The organism is Parabacteroides sp. B2-S-102 (genome assembly GCF_023656665.1).
Classification (GTDB): domain Bacteria; phylum Bacteroidota; class Bacteroidia; order Bacteroidales; family Tannerellaceae; genus Parabacteroides; species Parabacteroides distasonis.
This window is the reverse complement of sequence record NZ_JAMOKM010000027.1, coordinates 25,625-48,225: the sequence shown is the minus strand read 5'-3', so window position 1 is coordinate 48,225 and position 22,601 is coordinate 25,625. Positions and strand designations below refer to the sequence as shown.

Below are 22,601 nucleotides of genomic sequence, written 5' to 3'. Positions count from 1 at the left end.
TATTAATTAATACGGAATTTAAAGACCTTCCGGTCTCCATCCTTTTCTCCTGTCAACAGATAATTCCCGGAGGGAAGCGATATAGGATAAAGTTTGTGGGGAACTCGAGTTATAAAGGTTCTCAATATTTTTCCTTCCATTGTCATTAAATAAAAATGATATCCATCCAAATGCTCCAAAGACAATGTCCCATTTTGATAAATTACCCGACTACCACTTGCGGATAAATATTCATTACTTACTGGATTCGATATTTTTTCTACTGTATAGGTATCTATTATATCCAACCCATTCAGCACCTGTATCTCTATCGTATAAACACCGTCTATGTCTAAATTTTTCAATGGAACCAAAATTTTCCCAGAAGAGCCTTGTAAGCTCACCGCTCTTAATTCTGTGATTATATTACCTTCGGCATCGATTACATAAGTAGCGATTCTTTTATGACCACTATCCTCATTTCTATAAACACGAACTTCATAAGAGGTGGCTTCCTCTACTTTCGGAAAAGTTAAAACAGCATCAAGACCATTGAAATCTATTTCCGGAATAACAACTTCCGTTATCGTTACCTCGCAAACAGCGGTATATCCGCCATCTACCGATTGGGCTGTTATTTTCACCACACCGGGCTTGACACCTGTTACGACCCCATTTTCTACGGTTGCTATGCCTGTATCGGAACTACTCCAAATAACCTGCTTATTATCAGCGTTTACAGGAGAGATACTAGCTACAAGGGTTGCGTTTGCTCCTGCTTGTAAACGCAAAGAAGACTTATTGAGAGAAATGGATGTTACGTGTATCACCGGGATCTCGGGTTCATCCCCTCCACCTCCAGAGGGTATTGTCGCAGCGACAAAGACATCCCCGGGCTGAGTTCCTTCTGATGTATTCATATTTCCATTCCAGCTCCACGCATCCCAACAACCATCCGTCAATACACGGCTTGTCGCACCTAAACCAGAATAGCTAAAATTAGAGGTTTGGCTACTTCTCACAAAATAACTCCAATAGCCATAATACCAACCGGCTTGCCAATGAATGCCATTGCTACAACTCCAATAGTCATAGTCATAAGATGGATATCCATATCTTTCCGCATTTATCGGGTGATAAATAACTCCTGTTTGAACCCCTTGCCGAATGGCGGCCGCAACATCCTCTGCCGGATGCTCTGGATGAGAAGTTTGCCCCAACAGCGGATTTGTGATAGGAGGTTCAAATTTAAACGCATTTTTAGGCTCAGACTTCGCTCCCTCTAGATCATAAGAAATATTAAGTCTACTTTCACCATACCCGATTCCATCGATCGTATATCCCATCCAGCCAGTGTATTGGGTGAGCAATACCAATCGAGGATCTGCTTGAGCAATCGCCACGATCATATCATGTCCGGTTGCCTCGCCATCCCAGCGATATCCCCAAACCATGGCATCCGGGCGATTCCCATCATGCCATTCAATCACTAAAGCGGCTTTATTGCTACCGTTACCAACCCAATATTGGATGTCATCGAAAGTAAAACTGGCATCAGCTCTTAACTGAGACTCCTGCTTTGTTGAGATATTCCTTGCGGAAGGATGCGGTTGACCTTGGACCAATACTTGCGCATAGGCTCCAACTACGTAAAAAGCCATTACAAAGAAAAAAGATAAAAACTTTCTCATAAGCATAATATTAATGTAAAACTCCAAAAAACAAATACACTGAATGATATAAAAAGACATGGCTTTAACAGGTTAACACAAAATAAATTACCCATAGTTCCCCACAAACTACGGCATAACTTACCCTATCAAAATTACCTCTTTAGAGCAATGTTCTCTGTATTCCATATTTGAATCATACGCTAAACCCCGGTAGCGTAAAATTGCGGCGGTTATCCGGCATTGGCAGGTCTTCTGACTTACTCCACTTTAGAACTTCCTTCCCGTTCCTTCCGGAAACAGTGGCAATGAGTTGATGTCTAAAGCTTTTTTGGAGCTTACAGCAGCGGGACTGTCCAGGTTTCTCACCTGATTCCCTTTTAATCGCCGTACCTGAATAGGGTAGGCGAACCAATACGATGGCAAATTTATAAAAAAACAATTCAAAATATACACAATTTTATCAAAACCTTTATTCCCTCAACCATCGCTGGCCATTCGTGGGTATTCGCAACCCTCAAAATACATATTTGTAGGTATTGCCGAGACTAATAAGATATCGGATATTTGTCTTCGTTATTAAACTATAAAAACAAATAGAAATGAAGACTATAGGAATATTCTACGGCTCGTCTACAGGAACGACGGAAGGGATCGCGAAACGTATCGCAGAGAAGCTGGGTGTGGAAGACAAAGATATTCATGACGTATCTAACGCTTCTCCCGCTGATGTAGCGCCTTATGAAATCTTGTTATTGGGCTGTTCCACTTGGGGCGCCGGAGATTTGCAAGATGATTGGGATAGTTATCTAGGGAAGCTGAAAAAGCTGGACTTAAGTGAGAAAACCGTCGCATTATTCGGTTGCGGAGACTCAGCCTCTTTTAGCGACACTTTCTGTGACGCCATCGGTACGATCTATTCCGACCTGCGAAATACAGGTTGCAAGTTCATCGGCGCTGTAGATGCCTCGGGATATTCATTTGACAGTTCCACCGCCTGCATAAACGGTATGTTCGTCGGACTTCCTCTGGATGAAATGAATGAAGACGATCAAACAGAAGGGCGGATCGACCAGTGGTTGGCATCTATAAGGAAAGAAGGAATTGAATAGACGCACACTTTTACATACATAACTGTTTAACCTTAATATTACAACGTTTGCGTATTCAACTTGATTGGTTTAGATTTATGAAGAGGTATGTGGGTCAAACATACCTCTTTCTTTTCATCTCAGTTTCCTGAATTGTTTCTTTATCCAAAAATAATAGCCGGTTATCGCGAAGATCGTCCCCAACAAGGAAACTAAGCAAGTCAATATACGGGTAGTCATTCCCCCCCACGAGCCGACGTGTACGGAATAAATCCATCCTCTTATCTTCCCCGATTTTGGGAGATCTTTATATAATTGGACTTCCGTAATCTCACCCGTAGCAGGATCAAAGGAGTAACGGTCGCTTCCTCTTGTATTTCCATAACGGGCCGTAGAAACCGTAGCGGAGCCATCTTGGATCGTGATTGAGTTAAAGTCCGGATAATGGCTTTTCAATGCCGATAACACCTCAGCCCATTGTGTGTAATCCGTCTTTTTCTTCGCGGGTTTCTTCGCGCCGGAAGAAGCTGGAGCATGATGCGCTTGAGGCGGGTTTGCACTAATACCGAAGACACTATAAAAGGCATTTCGATACCAACCAAACGACCATGTTAATCCGGTTAACGCTAAGATAAGCAGGAGCAATGCCGCATAGAATCCCCCGGAGACATGTAAATCATAGAAGAAACGGAACCAACCAGCCTTGGTCTTTACTTTCAACCGGTTTCTCAATACTTTTTTATTACGGGGATACCAAATTACGATTCCACTTATAATAATAATCGCCAAGACCAAAGTCGCATAGCCAACTATTGATTTTCCCCAAGAAAAACTTCCATCCCGTTTATACTCATCAAGTAACCAACGATGAAGACGCATCATTTTCAGGAAAAAACCTTGTCCGTCATCCATCCCGGTCACCTCCCCGGTGTAGGGATCAATAAAACCCGCGGCCTTTTTCCCCGGTAATACCAGTTGATAAGTTCGTCTCGGGTCAGACGATACCCGAATACCGTTTATTCGAACCGAATCGGGTAATTGTTGGCGTGCCGATTCTATCATGGCGGCAGGCGAGAGAGGTTCCCCTTTTACTTCCTTTACAAAATAACGGGAAGGGTAGCCTAATTCTAATATCTCTGTCTCAAAGACGAGAATCGCCCCGGTCAGGCAGACAATCGCAATAATAATGCCAAAAGGTATCGATAGCCATAAATGTACTTTCGCAAAGAATTTTCTCATTTTCCGAATAATTGTTTAATCCCGTCATATATACCCGGAACCGCTACCGTTCCATGGTTCTCGTCGGGAAATGATTTACTAAAGAAACGCAGGTTCTCCGCTTGTGGCAAAACCTCCGAAAGAAGATAACTCACTTTGTCAAGATGAATGTCCACCCGGTCCGTCCTTTTTTTAGACGCGACACCGATATACAGGCTTTTCCCTTTAAAATCCCGGCCTGCAACCAAAGCCTCCGCCTCCCGGACCAACCGCCCCTGATCCCACCACAAACTAGGGTCGACCGCTAGATAGGTATCAAATAATTCCGTATGACGAAGAAACGTATTCAAGGTGAAAAGCCCCGCATACGAATGACCGATAAGCATATTCCAGCCGTTCGTGCGATAGGCACTATCGATAGCAGGGCGAAGTTCTTCCGTAAGAAACTTACTGAAAGCCTCACTTCCCCCTCCTTGCGGAATCGCATCTATGGAGATTTTACCATCCCGTCCGGCGGCTGAAGCGGTAGGCGTAAAATCACGTGTCCGATCCGAATTTAATACCCCGACAATAATACAGGGAGGTAGATATTTACCTCTACCGGATGCCAACGTTTTCCTTATGCCTACCAGAGAATGAAAAAAAGAATCTCCATCTAGCAGGTAAACAACCGGATAGCGTTGTTTCGTATCCATATTATAATGCTCCGGCAGGTGTATCCAATAACTCCGGTCTTCTTGCAATACGGTAGAGTACAAAACCAGTTTCTTTCCTATACAAATATCCTCCTGGCTCCGCAGGATTAGCGGGAGCAGGAGGAATATTAAAAGAATGTGAGTCCGACTCATACTTGCTTATTACTCTTGAGCGGCAGTCAATTTACCCACACCACTGATTTGCTCTGCCTCAACGGTAAGACCTTTTGTAGCGGTAGCTGTCTTCGGATCGATACGATACACGGCAGGTTGACTTCCATCGGTAGTCGTAACCGCCATATAAGCGATACCATCCTCCGAGAACGGAGTATTGCCAAATCCGGAAATAACATCCGTGGAAGGCAGCCCCTTCACGTAAGTAAGACTCTTATCCTCTCCTTTATAAATAGCCAACTCTTTCGCGGCGAATCCGGATTCAGTCAACGGACGATCATACATCAACAACAAGAAATAATCTTCCGTGATATGCCAACAACGCAAGAATGCCTTACCACCCGTCTGTGCCTCCAAATTACAATAATAATCAGGATCAAACTCCTCCGCATTAGCCTTAATACGAACTACACCGGCCGGCAAAGTCGTTTTCTGTACCTCCGCGGTCATCGTCTTGGCATAGCTGGGCGAGAACACATACACATCGCCGTTGTCTGCCGTCCAAATGGTCTGGTAGTATTGAGAACGGTTACGTCCGCAAGCATAACTGATCTTATCCGTCTTTATCAGTTTCGGGTTCTCGAATTTCTCGTTCGCATAAATAGCGACCCAAGCCTCGTTCGGATATTGCGTCCATTGCAATTCCCCTTTTTCGTAAGCGCCACTACCGCTTCCTCCGGATTCAGTCTTTACCAGCTCCGGGTATTTAACATATTTACCTCCCTCCGCTTTCACGCCGTACTTACTCAATCCCATCGGGATAGCCGCGGAATAGATCCGGCCGTTCGCTTGGAGAATACCCGCTAACGTAACAAACTCGCCATTTCCCAAATAATTCTCCGACAAGATCGTATTCGTGTTTGTCGTAAACGTCTCTTTGGCCACATCCAGATAAGAGAGCAAGAAACCTTTAGGCAGATAACCATTCTCGTCCGCATATTCCTCACCCAGATCACCGGTAGAAGATGTAATGATATAGTCACCGTAGATACCATAAGAAGTAAATCGCTTGATCTCGTAAGTATTATCACGCTCTTTAATCTTACCTTCCGCATTCAGTACGTATGAAGAAGTAACACCGGCATTTCCTTGATTGTAAACCAAACGATACAAATATTTATCCTTATAGAAGATCCATTGCGTACCGCTTTCCGTAGTGAGTCCGTTGTTTTTAGCGGAGATAGAGCCATCACCCAGCGTATCGGCTGTCAACAAGTAATTCGCATCACCGACAGAAGCGGCGACTACATAGCTCGAAACCACCTCCGAGGTCGATCCTCCGCCATTTCCATTCCCGTTGCCTCCGTTATCCGGGTTTACAGGATCGTCGTCACTACAAGAAGTAAATACTCCCCCAACCAATAACGCGGCGGCAAGACCTGTCATTAAATAATTCTTCTTCATGTTGTTTTAATCTATTATGTTTTGAATTAATTATTGATAAATAAAAGATAGTCACACTTTAAATTAATTACCGAAATAAACCCTCACCTTACCATAGAAAGCCCTGCCAGCCTTCTGCAAGCTGAAGTTATCGTATAATTTCTCGTTCGTGAGATTCCTGCACTCGAAAGAGATATTGTAACGCCCGTTCTGTATACCATAAGAGAGTGTCAGGTTATGCGAGAATTGAGTTGGTACCACAAATTCGGATTCACTGCCTACTGCCTCCGAATACAGCGGGAAACTATGCATATATAAATTATCGTAAGTGACACTTAGCGTATTGCCTTTCTTCCACAAATTACGCCAATAGAAAGTCACATCCGAGTTGGCAAACTGATAAGGAAGATTCGGCATACGTGCGCCATATGTCAAGCTCTCTTGGTTCGTCCCGCTGGTAACCGTCTTCACGTTATCCCTCACATTCATCTGCGTAAAGTTTCCTCCTACGCTTACCCAGTTAGCGAAACCGTAGCGAACCGAGATATTGTAACCCTTGGTCTCTACACGACCATGATTCACATAGGTAGCGCCATATTTACCGCCGCTCAAATCCGATATATTCCGTTGGATATAATCTTTCGTATTTCGGTAGATCAATCCGCCTTCCACATATACGGAATGCTTACCGAATATCTCGTTGTAGCTTAAATTCAGATTCACGTTATCGCTGTTCTCCGGTCTCAAGGAAATATCGCCGGTCTCAAGGTCCTCATCGCCAAACATCTCCTCATTGGTCGGCAGGCGATAGGCTTTCTCATAGGATAATTTCGCTTGCAAGCTTTTCAAGATAAAGTAAGTTCCCGCGGCCCCATATCCCATCGTGCTTACCGAATTGGTCGTACGTATATAGTCATCTTGAGCCGAGGAAGTAGCGACAGGCCCCGCGATAAACTGGTTGTAATATTTACCGAACACAGACAAGTTCCAATGTTCCGTCGGCATCAAGCGATACGAAAGACCGCTGATATTTTTACGGGTTTCCTTCGGGATAGCGTTCGCTTCCGAGTCCTCGTTCAAAAGAGACTGATTCGAACGCCGGAACGCATTGATCACGTGATTGAACGTGAACGTATGCGCCTTACCGATACGGTAGTTAGCTGTTAAGGTTCCGTTCCAGTTATTATTATCCGACCGGGTGTTCTGATAAGATTGCTCGCCGGGCATCCGGAGCGGACGCATCTCGCCACGCCAATTATATTCATAGGAAGAGGTATCTACATTGTTCGTCATGTTCTTATTATAATTCGCCGTCAATACCACATCCAAGCCCCTAACGAAGAAATCACGCTTGCGATAGTCCAACGACGGCATGATCGAGTATCCCTTCCGATATTTGCCGCCAAACACCACTTCTTGGCGTACGCCCGTCTGTATATCTTTATACATATGTGAATAGGTAAACCCGAACATCAAACGATCCGCCCATTTCTTATCCACGAAACCGATTTTCCCGATAACGGCCTCGTTATGATACGTATCATGAAAACGCTTCACATGCTCGATCTTTTTCTTATTGATCGCTCCGGTCGTAAAGTCCTTCACCGGAGTATCCACATAGTAATTATTATCCGAATAATTCTGGAAAACGTTGATCTCATACGTGAGTCCGCTCCGGAAAGTCTGTCCGAAGTTCACATAAGATTTATGCGTATTGAAAGACCCGTATGAATAAGAAGCATCCAAGAACCATTTGTTCCGGTTCTTCTTGGTGATGATATTGATAACACCTCCGATAGCGTCTGTTCCGAAACCCACCGGTACCACACCCTTATAGACCTCTATACGCTCGGCATAATTCACCGGAATGTTATTCAGTCCGAAAGAACTGCCGACACCTTCTTGCGGAACCCCATCGATAAAGATCTTGATATGCTTGCCAGTAAATCCATCCATCATCAGTTGCATATCCGAGCCGACACCGCCGGACTCCCGGATCTTCATTCCGGGCGCTTGAGCCAAGGCTTCACTCAAGTTCTGGGTTGAATTTTGCAAGGCTTTCGTATCGAGGGCCACGGCATTGAACGCAGAACGCTTGAGCCGGGTCACGCCATTAGAAACGACAACCACCTCATCCAACTCCGTAGCTTGAGGGCTGATTACCACATTCATCTTCGTCCGTTCCCCACGCATCAGTTTCACGGGTTTCTCTACCGTCTTATATCCGATAGCCGATACTACTAATGTATATTCTCCCGCGGGAGCTTGAAGATGATAGATACCTTCCTCATTCGTAGTCCCGCCGTAATTCGTACCTTTTAGATAAACGGTAGCGAAATCCACGGTTGTTTTTTCCGTGGACAGGACTTTACCCGATATCATTGTTTTATGTTGAGAAAAAGCCGAGATGGAAATAAGCAACAGTAAAAAGGAGAGGAAAAGCCCTCTGATTTTCTTCATCATCATTTAATCAATTATGTTATTTAAAACGTTGCAAAGTTACGATCAGAGACTACAGCCCCACAATACCTAAGAATGGGTAAAATCACATTAAAAATCCACGGAGGTATACCAAACAATCCCCTTATTCAGGTAATTGGATGTATGGAGTAAGTTCGTAAAATTGAGTTATGTCAAATTTTAAATCTATTTAAACCCAATCGCAAGTTTTTGAGAGACATTTTCTTAATAAACTTCAAAAAGGTTAACTATATTTGCGAGAAACAGATGTTTAATTTTAATTCTTTATCACCATGACAGACAGAAGAACATTTTTGAGAAACATTTCATTACTTACTTTAGGGGGCATAGCCAGCCAAAAAGTAATGGCTTCAAATCCCACCAGATCCATACCCGCCACGGATGCGATATCCTCGGCAACCGCCGGGAAAAAGATGGGATTGCAAACCTATTCGCTCGGACAGGAGTTACTGCAAGATATGCCTAACGGATTGAACCGATTGGCAAAAGCGGGATATACCGATCTGGAGATTTTCGGATATAGGGAAGACACTGGTAAATTCGGTGATTATAATCCTAAAAATACGACATTCATCGCCTCCAAGGATTATAAGAAAATGGTGGATGATGCCGGTTTGAGAATCAGTAGCTCACACCTGACCCCTTCTCTTCGTGAGTACACGAAAGAGAATATGCCCAAATTCGACGAGTTCTGGAAAAAGGCAACCGATATCCATGCCGAGCTAGGTGTTAGTTGTATGGTGCAACCGAGTTTACCCCGTATCGAAAACGAGGATGACGCCAAAGTAGTATCGGAGATCTTCAACCGTGCCGGAGAGATCACGAAGAAAGCCGGAATCCTATGGGGTTACCATAATCATAGCAATGAGTTCAAACGGGTATTGAAAGCCGGCGAGAAACCGGAACAGAACCCGAATCCGTGGGCACCTCCTAAAGGTACTTATATCGAGGAGTTATTCCTAAAAAATACCGATCCGGATAAGGTTATGTTCGAGTTGGATGTATATTGGGCCGTTATGGGGCAGCAAGATCCCGTGGAATGGATGGAGAATTATCCGAATCGTTTTAAGTTATTGCACATCAAGGATCGTTGGATCATCGGTGATTCCGGTATGATGAATTTCCCGAATATATTCAAAAAAGCGTACGAGATCGGTATCCTCGGCTACTACGTGGAACTGGAAGGCGACAAGAAAGGCCGTACTCAGTTCGAGGGTGTAGAGAAGAGCGCCGCCTATTTGCAAGCCGCTCCGTTCGTTAAATAAAACATCCCGATTTATCCCATAAAAAAGGCAGTGTTTCCGCAGGGCGATCATACGCTTGGGAACACTGTCTTTTTGTTTATTTTGCCTTCAAAAAAACACGTACGTCTTTTTTCGGAAACACGTACGTGTTTTTCACGAAACACGTACATGTTTTTTCAAAGGGCATTACATGATTAAAAGCTCATCTTTACACCGGCAAAATAACTTCTCGGGCTAGCCGGGCCATAGATATAGGAGGAATCCCGGTTCTTACCTTGATCAAAGTCGGATTGGTAAGCGTTGAACAGATTCTGCACGCCTCCATTTACTTCTAGTTTCAGCTCTTTGTAAAGCGGGAACTCATACGCAAGCTTGATATTCATATCAAAGAAATCCGGAGTCTCCACCGCCTTATCCAAAGGTATATATCCCGCCAAGTGCTGCACCAACATACTTCCCGTATAAGTTCCCGACAGGGAAGCCGTGAAACGTTTGATAGGCGTAAGGGTAGCCGTAAAATAACCATAGGTATCCGGCGTACGGAACATCCTTGTCTCGGCTGGTACATTCTCGTCATCGCTCCATTTCTCGGCCTCTTTATAACGGCTTCGCTGGAAAGTAGCGCCCGCTTGCAAAGATAGCCATGAAGTTAGCACCGACTTCCCTTCCAAGGTTAATCCCATCACTTTCGCCCCGGAACCGTTACGACGTTCCTTAATCAGATTGCCTTGCTCATCTTTCCCGATATCTTCCAAGACAAACACATCACTTAAGCTGGTGTAAAAACCTTCCACCAAGAAGTTCAACTGGATACCATTCTTAAAACGATGGTAAAAATCGACCGAAGCACTCAAGCTCCGCGATTTCTCCTCGGATAAATCTTTCGCACGTTGGATCATAGCGACCTCTCCGCCGACCGCCGAGATATGCATATCCTCATCGAACGCTTGCGGGGCACGGAAACCACTGGAATAACTAGCCCGGATATTGATATCTTCCGTCGGGTTAAAACGGATATTCGCACGAGGGCTGAATATTATATGATCCATCATATTATGTTTATCCAAACGACCGCCAATCAAGAAGCTCCATCGCTTATTTTTCCACTCATTCTGCAAAAATGCGCTCTCGATATGCACCTTCTGATTCGTAAAGCGATTATACCCGATCATCTCGTCTTTCAAATGATCGAAACTATACTCCAAACCGGCAGTCAAATCCGATGGCATAAATAAGAATTTATCAAAACTATAAGCATATTGCGTACCGGCCATAACCGTCAGGTCCGTAGTCTTGCCGTAAGCGTTCGGATCTTGATTCGTCCCGTAATAACTATCCCGGTCTGTATTCTGGGCAGAAGTGAAAACACTCCATTTATGTTTGTAATCCTTGGAGAAAAGATCGAATTTCAGACCTCCTCCATCAATCGAATGCTCCAACTGTTCGGCGATATCCGCTTCATGAGGTGGACGATCCAACAGATTTCCTCCCCTGCGGTATTCATTCATATGATGATACTCGAATGTCAATTTACTATAAGTACTCGTTTTCAGGTACGAACGGAAACCAACCGTTTGATTCTTCAATTTAGGCAACTCCGTAAAACCATCTCCATCCTGATCAAAACCGGAACGATGACGGTTCTGGCCAAAAAGATATAAGCCCGCTTTCCCATTTTCCGATACCAAAGAGGCATTTAGGGTCGTATTATTATCGAAAGCGGATGTCCCACCGATCGAGGTTAACGTATGCGACAATTCCCCGGAATTTCTCAAGGGCTCCTTCGTGATGATATTAATTGTCCCGGCGATAGCGGACGAGCCGAACAGTGCCGATCCCCCTCCTCGCATCACCTCTACCCGCTCGATCATATTCGCCGGTATTTGCTCAAGCCCATATACGCCGGATAAAGCGCTGAATATGGGACGTGAATCAATCAGTATTTGGGTATAAGGTCCGTCTAATCCATTGATCCGGACTTGCTGGAAACCGCAATTCTGGCAATTCGTCTCTACCCGTACACCCGGTTGGAAATTTAGTCCCTGTGCCAAATTCACCGCATTAGTCGTAGTAAAAACCTTCGCATCCAATACATTCACTAATGTGGGAGCCAACCGGCGGGAAGTTTCCGCACGATTCGCAGATACCACCACGCCATCCAAGGCGATCTGGTCTTCTTCCAGTTCTACATTAATCTCTAAGGTTTTTCCTTTCTTTAGGGTCACTTCTTTAGAGACAGTCTTATACCCGAGCGCTTTATATTCTAGCGTAAATTTACCTTCCGGCAGATTCTTCAGGAAATAATGTCCCGAGTTATCGGTGGTCGTACCGATCGTGGTACCTTTTAACAATACGTTGATAAAGGGAAGATGTTCCCCTGTTTTCTTATCCAATACATGTCCGAAAACATTTGCGTCTGAGTCGTTTAGACGGTTCTCTCCCATGGCCTGAGCTACCGTTAGGGCACAGCACAGGCATAGTATAAAGATGAAAAATTTATTCATTTTAATTTATTCTGATAAGTAATACAATGTTATTAATCTCACAATATCAGAATATGGGAGGAGCACGAAGCGTACGTCTTCCCCGGAAGGGAACGATATAGTCCGGATAGACCGGAGCGAAAGATAAGTTACGGATAAAGGAATAAAAAGCCGCCAGCAGAATAGCGACGAAAGCCGCACCTGTTATCTGCAAGACAGATAACTGATGAAGCAACTGAAACTCGGCGTAGCCATGTTCATGGTCCGGACGACCATCGTCCGTTTTATGAAACGGGTGAGAATGGACGATCGTTACCCCGTTGACAATATGAACGTGAGTAAACGCAATAATACATCCCAAATAGGCTATGAACAGCGCAGGGAGTAATATCCTCAGATATTTTCTTAATCTATCCATCTCTTTTCTCTCGATCGCAAATATAGTAATATAACCGATAAAAAAGATACGCTGTTCAAAAATTACCTATTTGTAGGTACTTTCCTCAATCAAGTACGCCACGTACCCGATCTTCAAAGGCCGAAAGGGCCGCTTTGGCTCCTTCTCCCATAGAAATAATGATTTGCTTAAAGGGTACGGTGGAAACGTCGCCCGCTGCATAAATACCCGGGACATTCGTCCGGCAATGTGCGTCAATCACGATCTCACCGGGACGATTTGTTTCGACAATCTCCTTAAAGACACCACTATTAGCGGCTAAGCCGATTTGAACAAAAATACCGTCTAAATGAATAACACGCTCTTCCCCTGTCTTACGATCCTTTGTACGGATACCGGTTACCTTGTCGCCATTTCCAACCACCTCGGTTGTTTGTGAACTAACAAAGATCTCGACATTCGGCAAACTCTTCGCTTTCTCTTGCAAGACTTGATCCGCTTTTAACTCATCCATAAACTCCAAAACGGTTACTTTCGAACAGATCCCCGCCAAATCAATAGCCGCCTCGATACCGGAATTTCCACCGCCAACCACGGCAACATGTTTTCCCTTATAAAACGGACCGTCGCAATGAGGACAAAAAGCCACTCCACGCCCTATATACTCTGCCTCACCCGGTACATTCAATTTACGCCAGCTAGCGCCCGTAGCGACAATAACCGCCGGAGCCTTGAATATCTCACCTCCAGCCGTAGATAAAACCTTCTCGTTTCCTTCTATCGTTACCTTCTCTATACGACGATGCTCCAGCAGGTCAATCGGATATTGCCGCATATGCAAGCGCAGATTGTCAGCCAACTGGGTACCTGTTGTCTCCGGAACTGAAATCAGATTCTCAATTCCTACCGTCTCCTTCACCTGCCCGCCGATACGCTCCGCCACGACAGCGACACTCAGCCCCTTTCGTGCGGAATAAATAGCGGCAGAAGCACCAGCCGGACCCCCACCGACCACAACCACGTCATATCGTTTTACCGTCTTCTCCGTTAGGCTCTCATTGATTCCATACTGAGCTTCCAGCTTCGATAACAATTCTCCGAATTCCCCACGTCCTACATGGATCAGTTTTCCATCCGCAAAGACAGAGGGGACGCCTTGTATCTTCAAGGCATCAACTTCCGCTTGATTGATAGCCCCATCTACCATCTCATGATGGATCTGAGGATTTAAAGTCGTCATAGCGTTTAATGCCTGTACCACATCCGGGCAATTCGTACAAGTCAAAGAGACATAGGTCGTCAGATGTATCGGGCCATTCAAGGCTTTAACACGATTACAAATGCTCTCGTCCGGAAAATTCTTGCCTTTCCCATCTGAATTCAAGATCGCCAACAGTAAGGAAGTAAACTCGTGTCCATTAGGTACTCCACGAAACTTAATCCCCGTTTTCGCTCCATCCTTTAACAAAATGAATTCCAATCCCTCCCCATCAGATACTTGCATAGATATTTTATCCGAACAAGAGGCAACATCACCTAATAAATCCAACAATTCCTGTCTACTTTCATACGCAGGAGAGATCGATATATCAAAGGTATAATTCGCATTTAACCCTGCGAATATACCTTTCAATTGTTCTTTTAATGTTGATTCTAACACGATCTATACTCTTAATTATTTAGATTTTCCCTACCAAGTCAATGCTAGGTTTCAAGGTAGCCTCCCCTTTCTTCCATTTAGCGGGACAAACCTCACCATCATGTGAAGCGACAAACTGAGCGGCTTCAACTTTACGAAGTAACTCGGAAGCGTCACGACCGATATTGTTATCATGAATCTCGGCCACTTTGATCTTTCCTTCCGGATTTACCAAGAAAGTGCCACGGTATGCCATACCCTCTTCCTCAATCATCACACCAAACGCACGACTCAGTGCTCCAGTGGGATCCGCCAACATCGGATATTGGATCTTACGGATAGTCTCGGAAGCGTCATGCCAAGCTTTATGTACAAAATGAGAGTCTGTACTTACAGAGTAAATTTCTACTCCCATTGATTTAAACTGCTCATACTTCTCAGCCATATCGACCAACTCTGTTGGACAAACAAATGTAAAATCGGCCGGGTAGAAGAAAAAGATAGCCCACTTACCCAAGACGTCCTCGTTGGTTACAGTCTTGAAATTACCATTTTGAAAAGCTTGTACTTTAAACTCCGGAAGTTGAGAATTAATAATCGGTTCCATACTTGTTCCTATTTTTAAATGAATACTATTTGTTTTTATTTCCGATACAAAAATATAACATATTTATTCATTAAAACAATTTTTCTAATCGATATATTTTATGAGGTTATAGATAATACTTTATCAATCAATAAAAAGGGCCTATCCTCACGGATAAGCCCTTCAATATCTTGGGTTTTGGATTACTACATAATTAGCGATTATAATTTACTTTATATACTTAATTGATTCTTTTGTATCCGTATACGGCACGGTCTCCCAATTCCTCCTCGATACGAAGCAGCTGGTTATATTTAGCCATACGGTCCGAACGACTTAATGATCCCGTCTTGATCTGTCCGCTATTGGTAGCGACAGCGATATCGGCGATCGTAGCGTCTTCCGTCTCACCGGAACGGTGTGAAGTAACGGTCGTGTATCCATGACGGTGAGCCATCTCGATAGCGTTCAGTGTCTCCGTCAAGGAACCGATCTGATTTACCTTGATCAAGATTGAGTTACCGCAACCTTCTTTAATACCCCTTGAAAGGAACTCTACATTTGTCACGAACAAATCATCTCCGACTAATTGGCAATGGTTACCAATACGATCTGTCAGTTTCTTCCAACCAGCCCAATCATTCTCACTCATACCATCCTCAATGGAATCGATCGGGTATTCGTTGATCAGCTTTTCCAGATAATCCACTTGTTCGTCGGAAGTACGTTTCACTCCTTTTTCTCCTTCAAACTTCGTGTAATCGTAGATTCCATCCTTATAAAACTCAGAAGAAGCGCAATCCATACCGATCATCACATCCTTGCCCGGTTCATAACCAGCCGCCTTGATAGCGGCGATAATTGAGTTCAAGGCATCTTCCGTACCTTCCAAATTCGGGGCGAAACCACCCTCATCACCAACAGCGGTACTTAACCCACGATCGTGCAATACCTTTTTCAACGCATGGAATACCTCAGCGCCCATACGTAAGCCTTCCTTGAAAGAAGCGGCACCTACCGGACGAATCATAAACTCTTGGAAAGCGATCGGAGCGTCGCTATGCGAACCGCCATTGATTATATTCATCATCGGAACAGGCATCACGTAGGTATTCGTTCCACCAATATATCTATATAAAGGAATATCCAAATAATTTGCGGCAGCTTTCGCTACAGCTAAAGAAACGCCAAGGATAGCGTTCGCACCTAGTTTCGATTTAGTTTTCGTACCGTCCAAAGCCAACATCGCATGATCGATACCTATCTGATCCAAGGCAGACATCCCCTTCAATGCCGGAGCGATAATCGTATTGATATTCTCAACCGCTTTCAATACGCCTTTACCACCATAACGCTTCTTATCGCCATCACGCAACTCCAAAGCCTCGTTCTCGCCGGTGGACGCACCGGAAGGCACAGACGCACGGCCCATAACGCCGGACTCTAGTAAAATATCAACCTCTACTGTCGGGTTACCTCTTGAATCTAGGATCTCACGTCCTGTAATCTTTTCTATTTTCATTGCTTCTACGTTTTTTAAACTGACGCAAATATAGATGGATTACTTGAACCGTGAAATCACCACAAATTGCTATTTTCACCTCAATAATACCTGAATGTAGGTAGAGACTACAACACTCCCGCCCGCACCCGGCTCAAAGATTCGGGTGTCATCAATAAATACGAGGCGATATGATTGACAGAAGCACGTTTCGCTGCTTCCGGATATTCCTGTTGAAAACGCAGATAACGTTTTCTTGCCGACTCAAAACGCCAAGAGTCCGCTTTCTCTTGCGAAAGCATCAAAGCCCACTCCAGTATTTTCTGGTACAATCTATTAATAGCTAAAGATGTTTTCAATAAATCGCTAAATTCCGAAAAAGAGATCCGGTGATAAACCGTCGGTTCCAATGCCTCGATTAATAAACGCGTCGGTTCTCTTTGGAATGTGCTGGCTATACAAATAACGATATTTCCCTCACAGGAGAAATGCTCGGTAATATCACGTTTATTCTTATAGTAAAACTGGCGTAATAATCCCGATTCCACATAATATAAATATTTAGATATTTGTCCGTTATCCAACAATAATTCTCCTTTCGCAGCCTTACTTGATTCTATGATCGAGGCCAGAGAATCCAAATCCGCATCGGGTAATGGATAAAAACGTTTGGATATCATTTCGGCTATTTCTTGTGGTGTCTTCATACTATTCATCATTTTCTGATCTATATCATTTTTTATCTCCTTACAAAAATAGATATTTGTTGCATATAACAAAACAAACACATATTAAATAGTCAAGGTTAGTCTAGGCAAAAAATTATTACTATCGTTTAAAAGCTAATCGGATTAGATTGTTTTCCCTGATTAGCTGTTGCATAATCGCAAGGCTTGATCGAGAGATCAGGCCTTGTTATTTTCTGGTTTGTAGCGAGAGAATATCGCTTTCGCATTATCTAAACGTTCTTTTGATAAGGGTTCCACCCCCTTTAACGGATAATCGAGACCTAATTGCTCATATTTATAGGTTCCCATCGTATGATAAGGCAATAATTCCACTTTGCGAACCACTTTATATGAACTGACATACCGAGCTAACGCCTCCAGCCACTCGTCATTATCCGTATATCCGGGGACAATAACATGGCGAATCCAAGTATCTATGCCACGTCTCTCCAATTCATCCAAGAACAGAAGCGTATTATCCTGCTTGACACCCGCCAGTAACGGATGTAAATCCGGGTTTAAGGTTTTGATGTCCAATAACACTAAGTCCGCATAATCCAAGACTTCCCAAGCTTTTGAGGTACATACGAAACCAGATGTGTCCAAAGCTGTGTGAAGACCTTGCTCTTGGCACAAACGGAAAAACTCTTTCAGAAACTCAGGTTGCAATAAAGGTTCCCCACCGGTAACAGTCACCCCCCCACGGGCGATAAAACTCTTATACCGTAAGACTTCCGTCAATAGCTCGCCGGGAGTCATCTGATATTTCACCTTCCCTTTCGGGTTCCAAGTATCCGGGTTATGGCAATACAGGCAACGCAACGGGCAGCCCTGCATAAAAACGACAAAGCGAATTCCGGGACCATCTACGGTCCCGAAACTCTCTAATGAATGTATCTTACCTTTTATCACTTACAGTGAATGGTTAATGGTTCTTGAAATAACATCCAACTGTTGTTCACGAGTCAGTTTCACGAAGTTTACCGCATATCCGGATACACGGATCGTAAGTTGCGGATATTTCTCAGGATGTTCCATAGCGTCGATCAACAAATCCTTATCAAATACGTTAACATTCAGATGCTGACCTCCATCCGGAGTAAAATAGCCATCCAATAAGCTAACCAGATTATTGATCTGCACTTCACGCTCCTTTCCCAACGTAGCCGGAGAAACAGCGAAAGTATAAGAGATACCGTCGTGCGCATGCTGGAATGGAAGCTTCGCTACCGAAGCTAGCGCAGCGATAGCACCTTTCGTATCACGACCGTTCATAGGGTTCGCGCCCGGAGCGAAAGGAGTTCCACCGATACGGCCATCCGGTGTCGTACCAGTCTTCTTACCATATACCACATTAGAGGTGATCGTAAGGATGGACTGCGTAGGTTTCGCATGGCGATAGGTCTCGTGCTGACGCAAATATTCCATGAACTTCTCGGTGATCTCTACAGCGATACTATCCGTACGATCGTCGTTATTACCGAAAGGAACATATTCGCCCTCACGTTCGAAATCAACCGCCAAGCCACGCTCGTCACGGATCACACGTACTTTCGTATCACGGATAGCAGCCAACGAATCGGCAACGATAGAAAGACCGGCGATACCTGTCGCACGGATACGCTCTACATCTCCATCGTGAAGCGACATCTCGAATGCCTCATATGCGTATTTATCATGCATATAATGGATTATCTTCAAGGCGTTCACATACACTTTCGCCAACCAGCGCATCATTTGCTCATACTTAGCCATCACCTCATCGTATTCCAGATACTCGCCGCGAACCGGCTCGAACATCGGGGCTACCTGTACGCCGCTGCGCTCATCCCGTCCTCCGTTGATCGCATATAATAAACATTTCGCCAAATTCGCACGGGCTCCGAAGAACTGCATCTGCTTACCGATCTTCATAGGAGAAACGCAACAAGCGATACCATAATCATCTCCATAATCCGGACGCATCAAATCGTCGTTCTCATATTGGATAGCCGATGTATCGATAGAGACCTTGGCACAGAAGCGTTTCCAGTTCTCGGGAGCGTTCTTAAACCACAGAACTGTCAAATTGGGTTCTGGTGCCGGACCTAGATTATATAATGTATGGAGATAACGATAGGAAGTTCTTGTTACCAAAGAACGGCCATCCACTCCTTGGCCGCCCAAGGACTCTGTTACCCAAACCGGATCACCGGAGAACAAATCATTGTATTCCGGCGTACGTAAGAAACGAACGATACGCAACTTGATGATCAGCTGGTCTACCAATTCTTGCGCCTCCTCTTCGGTCAACTTACCCTCACGGATGTCTTTCTCGATATAAATATCCAAAAACGTAGAAGTACGTCCGATAGACATCGCCGCGCCATCTTGGTCTTTTACCGCCGCCAGATAAGCTAAGTACACAAACTGAACCGCCTCACGAGCGTTTTGTGCCGGACGAGTCACATCAAAGCCATAGCTAGCGCACATTTTCTCGAACGCTTTCAAAGCCTTGATCTGTTCGGAAATCTCCTCACGGCTCTGGATGATCTCTTCCGTGATCTCTTGGATATCCAAACGATTCAAGAAACGCTTTTTCTCCTCGATCAAGATTGCCGTACCATATAAAGCGACACGACGATAGTCACCAATAATACGTCCTCTACCATACGCGTCGGGCAGACCGGTGATAATAGCCGAACGACGTGCGGCAATCATCTCTTCCGTATATGCGGAGAAAACGCCCTCGTTATGAGTTTTACGGTACTTCGTGAAGATCTCTTTCGTCATCGGGTCCAAATGATAACCATAAGCTTCCAAGCTATTCTCGACCATACGGATACCGCCCTTCGGGAAGATACCACGTTTCAGCGGAGCATCGGTTTGTAACCCAACGATAACCTCATTCTCCTTATCAATATAGCCCGGGCCATATACATCGATCCCTTGAGGTAATTTTGTCTCGGCGTCATAAACTCCCTTTTCCCTCTCGACCTTAAACATCTCGGTCAGCTTGTTCCAGACCTTACGGGTCTTCTCGGAAGAAGCGACTAAAAAGGAATCATCCCCTTCATAAGGCGTATAGTTACTCTGGATAAAATCTCTTACATTGATCTCTCTTTTCCAGGTCTCACCCTTAAAGTGATCCCAGCACTCATTCTCAAATTTCATAAACAATCTTATCTAATACCACATTTTTACCGCCGCAAAGGTAGGAGAATTATCGTCATATTTCTGTCACATATGCTACACCAGTTCTAAAATCCCTATAAATTGCGATAAAAAAGCTTCTCATCCTTCACTATTTTAAAAGGACATTACCAATAAATGGGGAGTCAGCCCTAAGGGCGAAGAGGCAACCATGCCCAAAAAGTAGATCCGACACCAAGTTTTGAAGTGAAGCCCACTTCTCCCCCTGCCGCTTCTACGATAGCTCTGGAGATCGTCAAGCCAAGTCCGGTACCCTGCGAGAACTCATTCAATTTCTCAAAACGGGTAAATACTTTGTCATGCAAATCATCCGGTATACCGATTCCCGTATCCTCAACATAGATACGAAGACCTTCCCTTTCAATACCATATCCCATTTTAATATATCCGGATTTGGTGCATTTTACCGCATTAGTGAGGAAATTCATCCATACTTGCTTAAGCCGGTTTCTATCCAAAAGTACCCAGCACTCCGAGTTGGGACCATCTAAACGTAACTCGACATTCGGATTTGTCATCTTCGCCTGAATCGTAACAAATAACTCATTACAAACCTTAGCCAGATTGAAATTCTCCTTCCTACGTTCAATTATGCCTGACTCTATCTTGGAAAGATCAAGGATATCGTTGATCAATCGCAATAACAACTCATTATTGGATTGGATGATATTTATATATTCTTTTTTTTCTTCCGGATCATCACAAGTTACCATTAACTCTGAAAAACCAACAATAGCGTTTAACGGGGTACGTATCTCGTGACTCATATTAGCGAGAAACGCAGACTTGAGACGATCCGAAAGTTCCGCTTTCTCCTTTAATTCCTTCAACTGCTGAATCATCTTCTCCCACTTCGTATTATTGATCGTAATACCGGTATAGCGAGTCACATGGCCTTCTTTATCTCTTTCAACCTGGATTCCAGTAACCAATAAGGTCTGCCACTCGTCATCCCATTTGGTTTTGGAACGATATTTAACGTTGAAATCTTTATCTATGCCCCGGAACATATGCTCCATATATTTCCGCACAAAAACCACATCATCCGGATGTGTAGCGTTCAAATAATCCTCGGGAGTGATTGTCTTTTCCGAATAAAAATCATTGATAGGATCATTAAAAGCACTGAATTTCAGGCTTTTTACATCAAAACCCCAATACGACATACCAACCGTCTTGAAAGAAAGCTCTATCTTGTAATTTCTTTCTTTAAGTTCCCGATTCAATTGCTGGATCTTAGGAATGTTTTGCCTGAATCCCGTATAGCGTATTATATCTCCATTTTCATCTTGATCGAAAGGGACACCCATAAAATCACAATACTGCCAAGTCTCATCATACTTGGTTTGTATGCGACAGGTAAAATTGATGGTGACATTCTTTCCAGCTATCAGGGATTGCATTGCGTCGTAAAAAACAGACCGGTCCTCGGGGTATATAACATCCATATACTCCGAAACGGTCAATAACCGATCTGAAACGTAATCGTTGATCGGATCATTATAAGATTCGAATTTCTGGGAATTTACATCAAAATCCCAATGAACAATATTACTGACTTTCATGGCCAGATCACGTTTTGCGATCAGATCCTGCGCTTTCTTGGCCATCTCCAGATTTTTCTTGCTTTCTTCCGTACGGAATTCCACCTCTTTCACGGAAGTCATATCATTTGCGAGTAATATATGTCCGATAAGATGTTTTTTTCTACTCCATATCGGGATAACTTTAACCCCATAGATCATCGTATCTTTATTATGGGAAGAATAATATGCATCCTTATTAACCCGATCAAAATCATACTCAAACTCCAAGGAAATATCTTCACCCGATTGTATCCGAGCTAAAAGTTCTGAATCAACAAATGGACTTTTGTAAAGATTGACTATATTCACCACCGATGTCCGGTCATCCACACCATACATCCTCAACGCATGGTCGTTTATACTACGCAGCACACCATGTGCGTCATAAATTTCAATACCCACCGGCAGACAAGCATATATACTCTCCGTAAATAAACGCTGTTCTTCTATTAATTTAGAAATTTCTTTCTCTATTATCACATCGTCATTTTCTTGAGAATTCTCTTCACATTGTTCCATCTGTCACTTACTTTATTTCGTATTATCATACGTCA

16 protein-coding genes and 1 riboswitch are annotated in these 22,601 nt (G+C 43.9%); of the genes, 2 read left to right on the top strand and 14 right to left on the bottom strand.

Annotation, left to right across the window (positions count from 1 at the left end; all coding sequences use genetic code 11):
- Window positions 1-2: 2 nt before the first annotated feature.
- The gene (locus NBH07_RS20915) at window positions 3-1,670 is read right to left on the bottom strand and encodes an Ig-like domain-containing protein (RefSeq protein WP_229045734.1); all 1,668 of its coding nucleotides are present in this window, start codon (window positions 1,668-1,670) and stop codon (window positions 3-5) included.
- 207 nt (window positions 1,671-1,877) lie between these two features.
- A riboswitch (cobalamin riboswitch) is annotated at window positions 1,878-2,080 on the bottom strand.
- A 171-nt stretch (window positions 2,081-2,251) separates the two neighbouring features.
- Between NBH07_RS20915 and fldA the strand changes: the two genes are divergently transcribed.
- Window positions 2,252-2,761 carry a flavodoxin FldA gene (fldA, locus tag NBH07_RS20910; protein ID WP_005859688.1) on the top strand — a complete coding sequence of 170 codons (510 nt, stop codon included), beginning with the start codon at window positions 2,252-2,254 and terminating at the stop codon, window positions 2,759-2,761.
- 114 nt (window positions 2,762-2,875) lie between these two features.
- On the opposite strand, the gene NBH07_RS20905 is transcribed toward fldA, so the two are convergent.
- The 4 genes from NBH07_RS20905 to NBH07_RS20890 all read right to left on the bottom strand — a co-directional run bounded on the left by NBH07_RS20905 (window position 2,876) and on the right by NBH07_RS20890 (window position 8,676).
- Window positions 2,876-3,979 carry a PepSY-associated TM helix domain-containing protein gene (locus NBH07_RS20905; RefSeq protein ID WP_009016828.1) on the bottom strand — a complete coding sequence of 368 codons (1,104 nt, stop codon included), beginning with the start codon at window positions 3,977-3,979 and terminating at the stop codon, window positions 2,876-2,878.
- On the bottom strand, window positions 3,976-4,806 hold the full coding sequence (locus NBH07_RS20900) for an alpha/beta hydrolase (protein ID WP_009016827.1): 831 nt from the start codon (window positions 4,804-4,806) through the stop codon (window positions 3,976-3,978). The genes NBH07_RS20905 and NBH07_RS20900 overlap by 4 nt, the downstream gene beginning before the upstream one ends.
- A gap of 9 nt (window positions 4,807-4,815) precedes the next feature.
- Window positions 4,816-6,231, bottom strand: a complete 1,416-nt coding sequence (locus NBH07_RS20895) for a DUF4374 domain-containing protein (RefSeq protein WP_009016826.1) — start codon at window positions 6,229-6,231, stop codon at window positions 4,816-4,818.
- A 63-nt stretch (window positions 6,232-6,294) separates the two neighbouring features.
- Window positions 6,295-8,676, bottom strand: coding sequence for a TonB-dependent receptor (locus NBH07_RS20890; RefSeq protein ID WP_009016825.1), 2,382 nt, complete (start codon window positions 8,674-8,676; stop codon window positions 6,295-6,297).
- Between the two features lie 287 nt (window positions 8,677-8,963).
- Here NBH07_RS20890 and NBH07_RS20885 point away from each other — a divergent pair, with 287 nt between their 5' ends.
- A complete protein-coding gene (locus NBH07_RS20885) occupies window positions 8,964-9,956 on the top strand; it encodes a sugar phosphate isomerase/epimerase family protein (RefSeq protein ID WP_005859698.1) in 993 nt (330 codons plus the stop codon).
- Window positions 9,957-10,129: 173 nt separating this feature from the next.
- On the opposite strand, the gene NBH07_RS20880 is transcribed toward NBH07_RS20885, so the two are convergent.
- The 9 genes from NBH07_RS20880 to NBH07_RS20840 all read right to left on the bottom strand — a co-directional run bounded on the left by NBH07_RS20880 (window position 10,130) and on the right by NBH07_RS20840 (window position 22,566).
- Window positions 10,130-12,439, bottom strand: a complete 2,310-nt coding sequence (locus NBH07_RS20880) for a TonB-dependent receptor (RefSeq protein ID WP_009016824.1) — start codon at window positions 12,437-12,439, stop codon at window positions 10,130-10,132.
- A gap of 46 nt (window positions 12,440-12,485) precedes the next feature.
- Window positions 12,486-12,836, bottom strand: a complete 351-nt coding sequence (locus NBH07_RS20875) for a DUF8478 family putative metalloprotein (RefSeq protein WP_009016823.1) — start codon at window positions 12,834-12,836, stop codon at window positions 12,486-12,488.
- Between the two features lie 85 nt (window positions 12,837-12,921).
- Window positions 12,922-14,475: an alkyl hydroperoxide reductase subunit F gene (ahpF, locus tag NBH07_RS20870; RefSeq protein ID WP_005867401.1), complete on the bottom strand. Its 1,554-nt coding sequence runs from the start codon at window positions 14,473-14,475 to the stop codon at window positions 12,922-12,924.
- Between the two features lie 19 nt (window positions 14,476-14,494).
- Window positions 14,495-15,061, bottom strand: coding sequence for an alkyl hydroperoxide reductase subunit C (gene ahpC, locus NBH07_RS20865; protein ID WP_005867400.1), 567 nt, complete (start codon window positions 15,059-15,061; stop codon window positions 14,495-14,497).
- 220 nt (window positions 15,062-15,281) lie between these two features.
- Window positions 15,282-16,562 (bottom strand): phosphopyruvate hydratase, encoded by a 1,281-nt coding sequence (gene eno, locus NBH07_RS20860; RefSeq protein ID WP_005867398.1) that lies wholly within the window; start codon window positions 16,560-16,562, stop codon window positions 15,282-15,284.
- A gap of 107 nt (window positions 16,563-16,669) precedes the next feature.
- Window positions 16,670-17,260 (bottom strand): Crp/Fnr family transcriptional regulator, encoded by a 591-nt coding sequence (locus NBH07_RS20855; RefSeq protein ID WP_008777750.1) that lies wholly within the window; start codon window positions 17,258-17,260, stop codon window positions 16,670-16,672.
- A 186-nt stretch (window positions 17,261-17,446) separates the two neighbouring features.
- A complete protein-coding gene (pflA, locus tag NBH07_RS20850) occupies window positions 17,447-18,181 on the bottom strand; it encodes a pyruvate formate-lyase-activating protein (protein WP_005867396.1) in 735 nt (244 codons plus the stop codon).
- Window positions 18,182-20,422, bottom strand: coding sequence for a formate C-acetyltransferase (gene pflB, locus NBH07_RS20845; protein ID WP_008772883.1), 2,241 nt, complete (start codon window positions 20,420-20,422; stop codon window positions 18,182-18,184).
- A gap of 170 nt (window positions 20,423-20,592) precedes the next feature.
- A complete protein-coding gene (locus tag NBH07_RS20840; RefSeq protein ID WP_009016821.1) occupies window positions 20,593-22,566 on the bottom strand; it encodes a PAS domain-containing sensor histidine kinase in 1,974 nt (657 codons plus the stop codon).
- Window positions 22,567-22,601: the final 35 nt, after the last annotated feature.

Excerpts from the sequence above, each read along its gene's own strand:
- NBH07_RS20915 (WP_229045734.1), bottom strand. The coding sequence starts at position 1,670 with ATGAGAAAGTTTTTATCTTTTTTCTTTGTAATGGCTTTTTACGTAGTT.
- fldA (WP_005859688.1), top strand. The coding sequence starts at position 2,252 with ATGAAGACTATAGGAATATTCTACGGCTCGTCTACAGGAACGACGGAA.
- NBH07_RS20905 (WP_009016828.1), bottom strand. The coding sequence starts at position 3,979 with ATGAGAAAATTCTTTGCGAAAGTACATTTATGGCTATCGATACCTTTT.
- NBH07_RS20900 (WP_009016827.1), bottom strand. The coding sequence starts at position 4,806 with ATGAGTCGGACTCACATTCTTTTAATATTCCTCCTGCTCCCGCTAATC.
- NBH07_RS20895 (WP_009016826.1), bottom strand. The coding sequence starts at position 6,231 with ATGAAGAAGAATTATTTAATGACAGGTCTTGCCGCCGCGTTATTGGTT.
- NBH07_RS20890 (WP_009016825.1), bottom strand. The coding sequence starts at position 8,676 with ATGATGATGAAGAAAATCAGAGGGCTTTTCCTCTCCTTTTTACTGTTG.
- NBH07_RS20885 (WP_005859698.1), top strand. The coding sequence starts at position 8,964 with ATGACAGACAGAAGAACATTTTTGAGAAACATTTCATTACTTACTTTA.
- NBH07_RS20880 (WP_009016824.1), bottom strand. The coding sequence starts at position 12,439 with ATGAATAAATTTTTCATCTTTATACTATGCCTGTGCTGTGCCCTAACG.
- NBH07_RS20875 (WP_009016823.1), bottom strand. The coding sequence starts at position 12,836 with ATGGATAGATTAAGAAAATATCTGAGGATATTACTCCCTGCGCTGTTC.
- ahpC (WP_005867400.1), bottom strand. The coding sequence starts at position 15,061 with ATGGAACCGATTATTAATTCTCAACTTCCGGAGTTTAAAGTACAAGCT.
- eno (WP_005867398.1), bottom strand. The coding sequence starts at position 16,562 with ATGAAAATAGAAAAGATTACAGGACGTGAGATCCTAGATTCAAGAGGT.
- NBH07_RS20855 (WP_008777750.1), bottom strand. The coding sequence starts at position 17,260 with ATGATGAATAGTATGAAGACACCACAAGAAATAGCCGAAATGATATCC.
- pflB (WP_008772883.1), bottom strand. The coding sequence starts at position 20,422 with ATGAAATTTGAGAATGAGTGCTGGGATCACTTTAAGGGTGAGACCTGG.
- NBH07_RS20840 (WP_009016821.1), bottom strand. The coding sequence starts at position 22,566 with ATGGAACAATGTGAAGAGAATTCTCAAGAAAATGACGATGTGATAATA.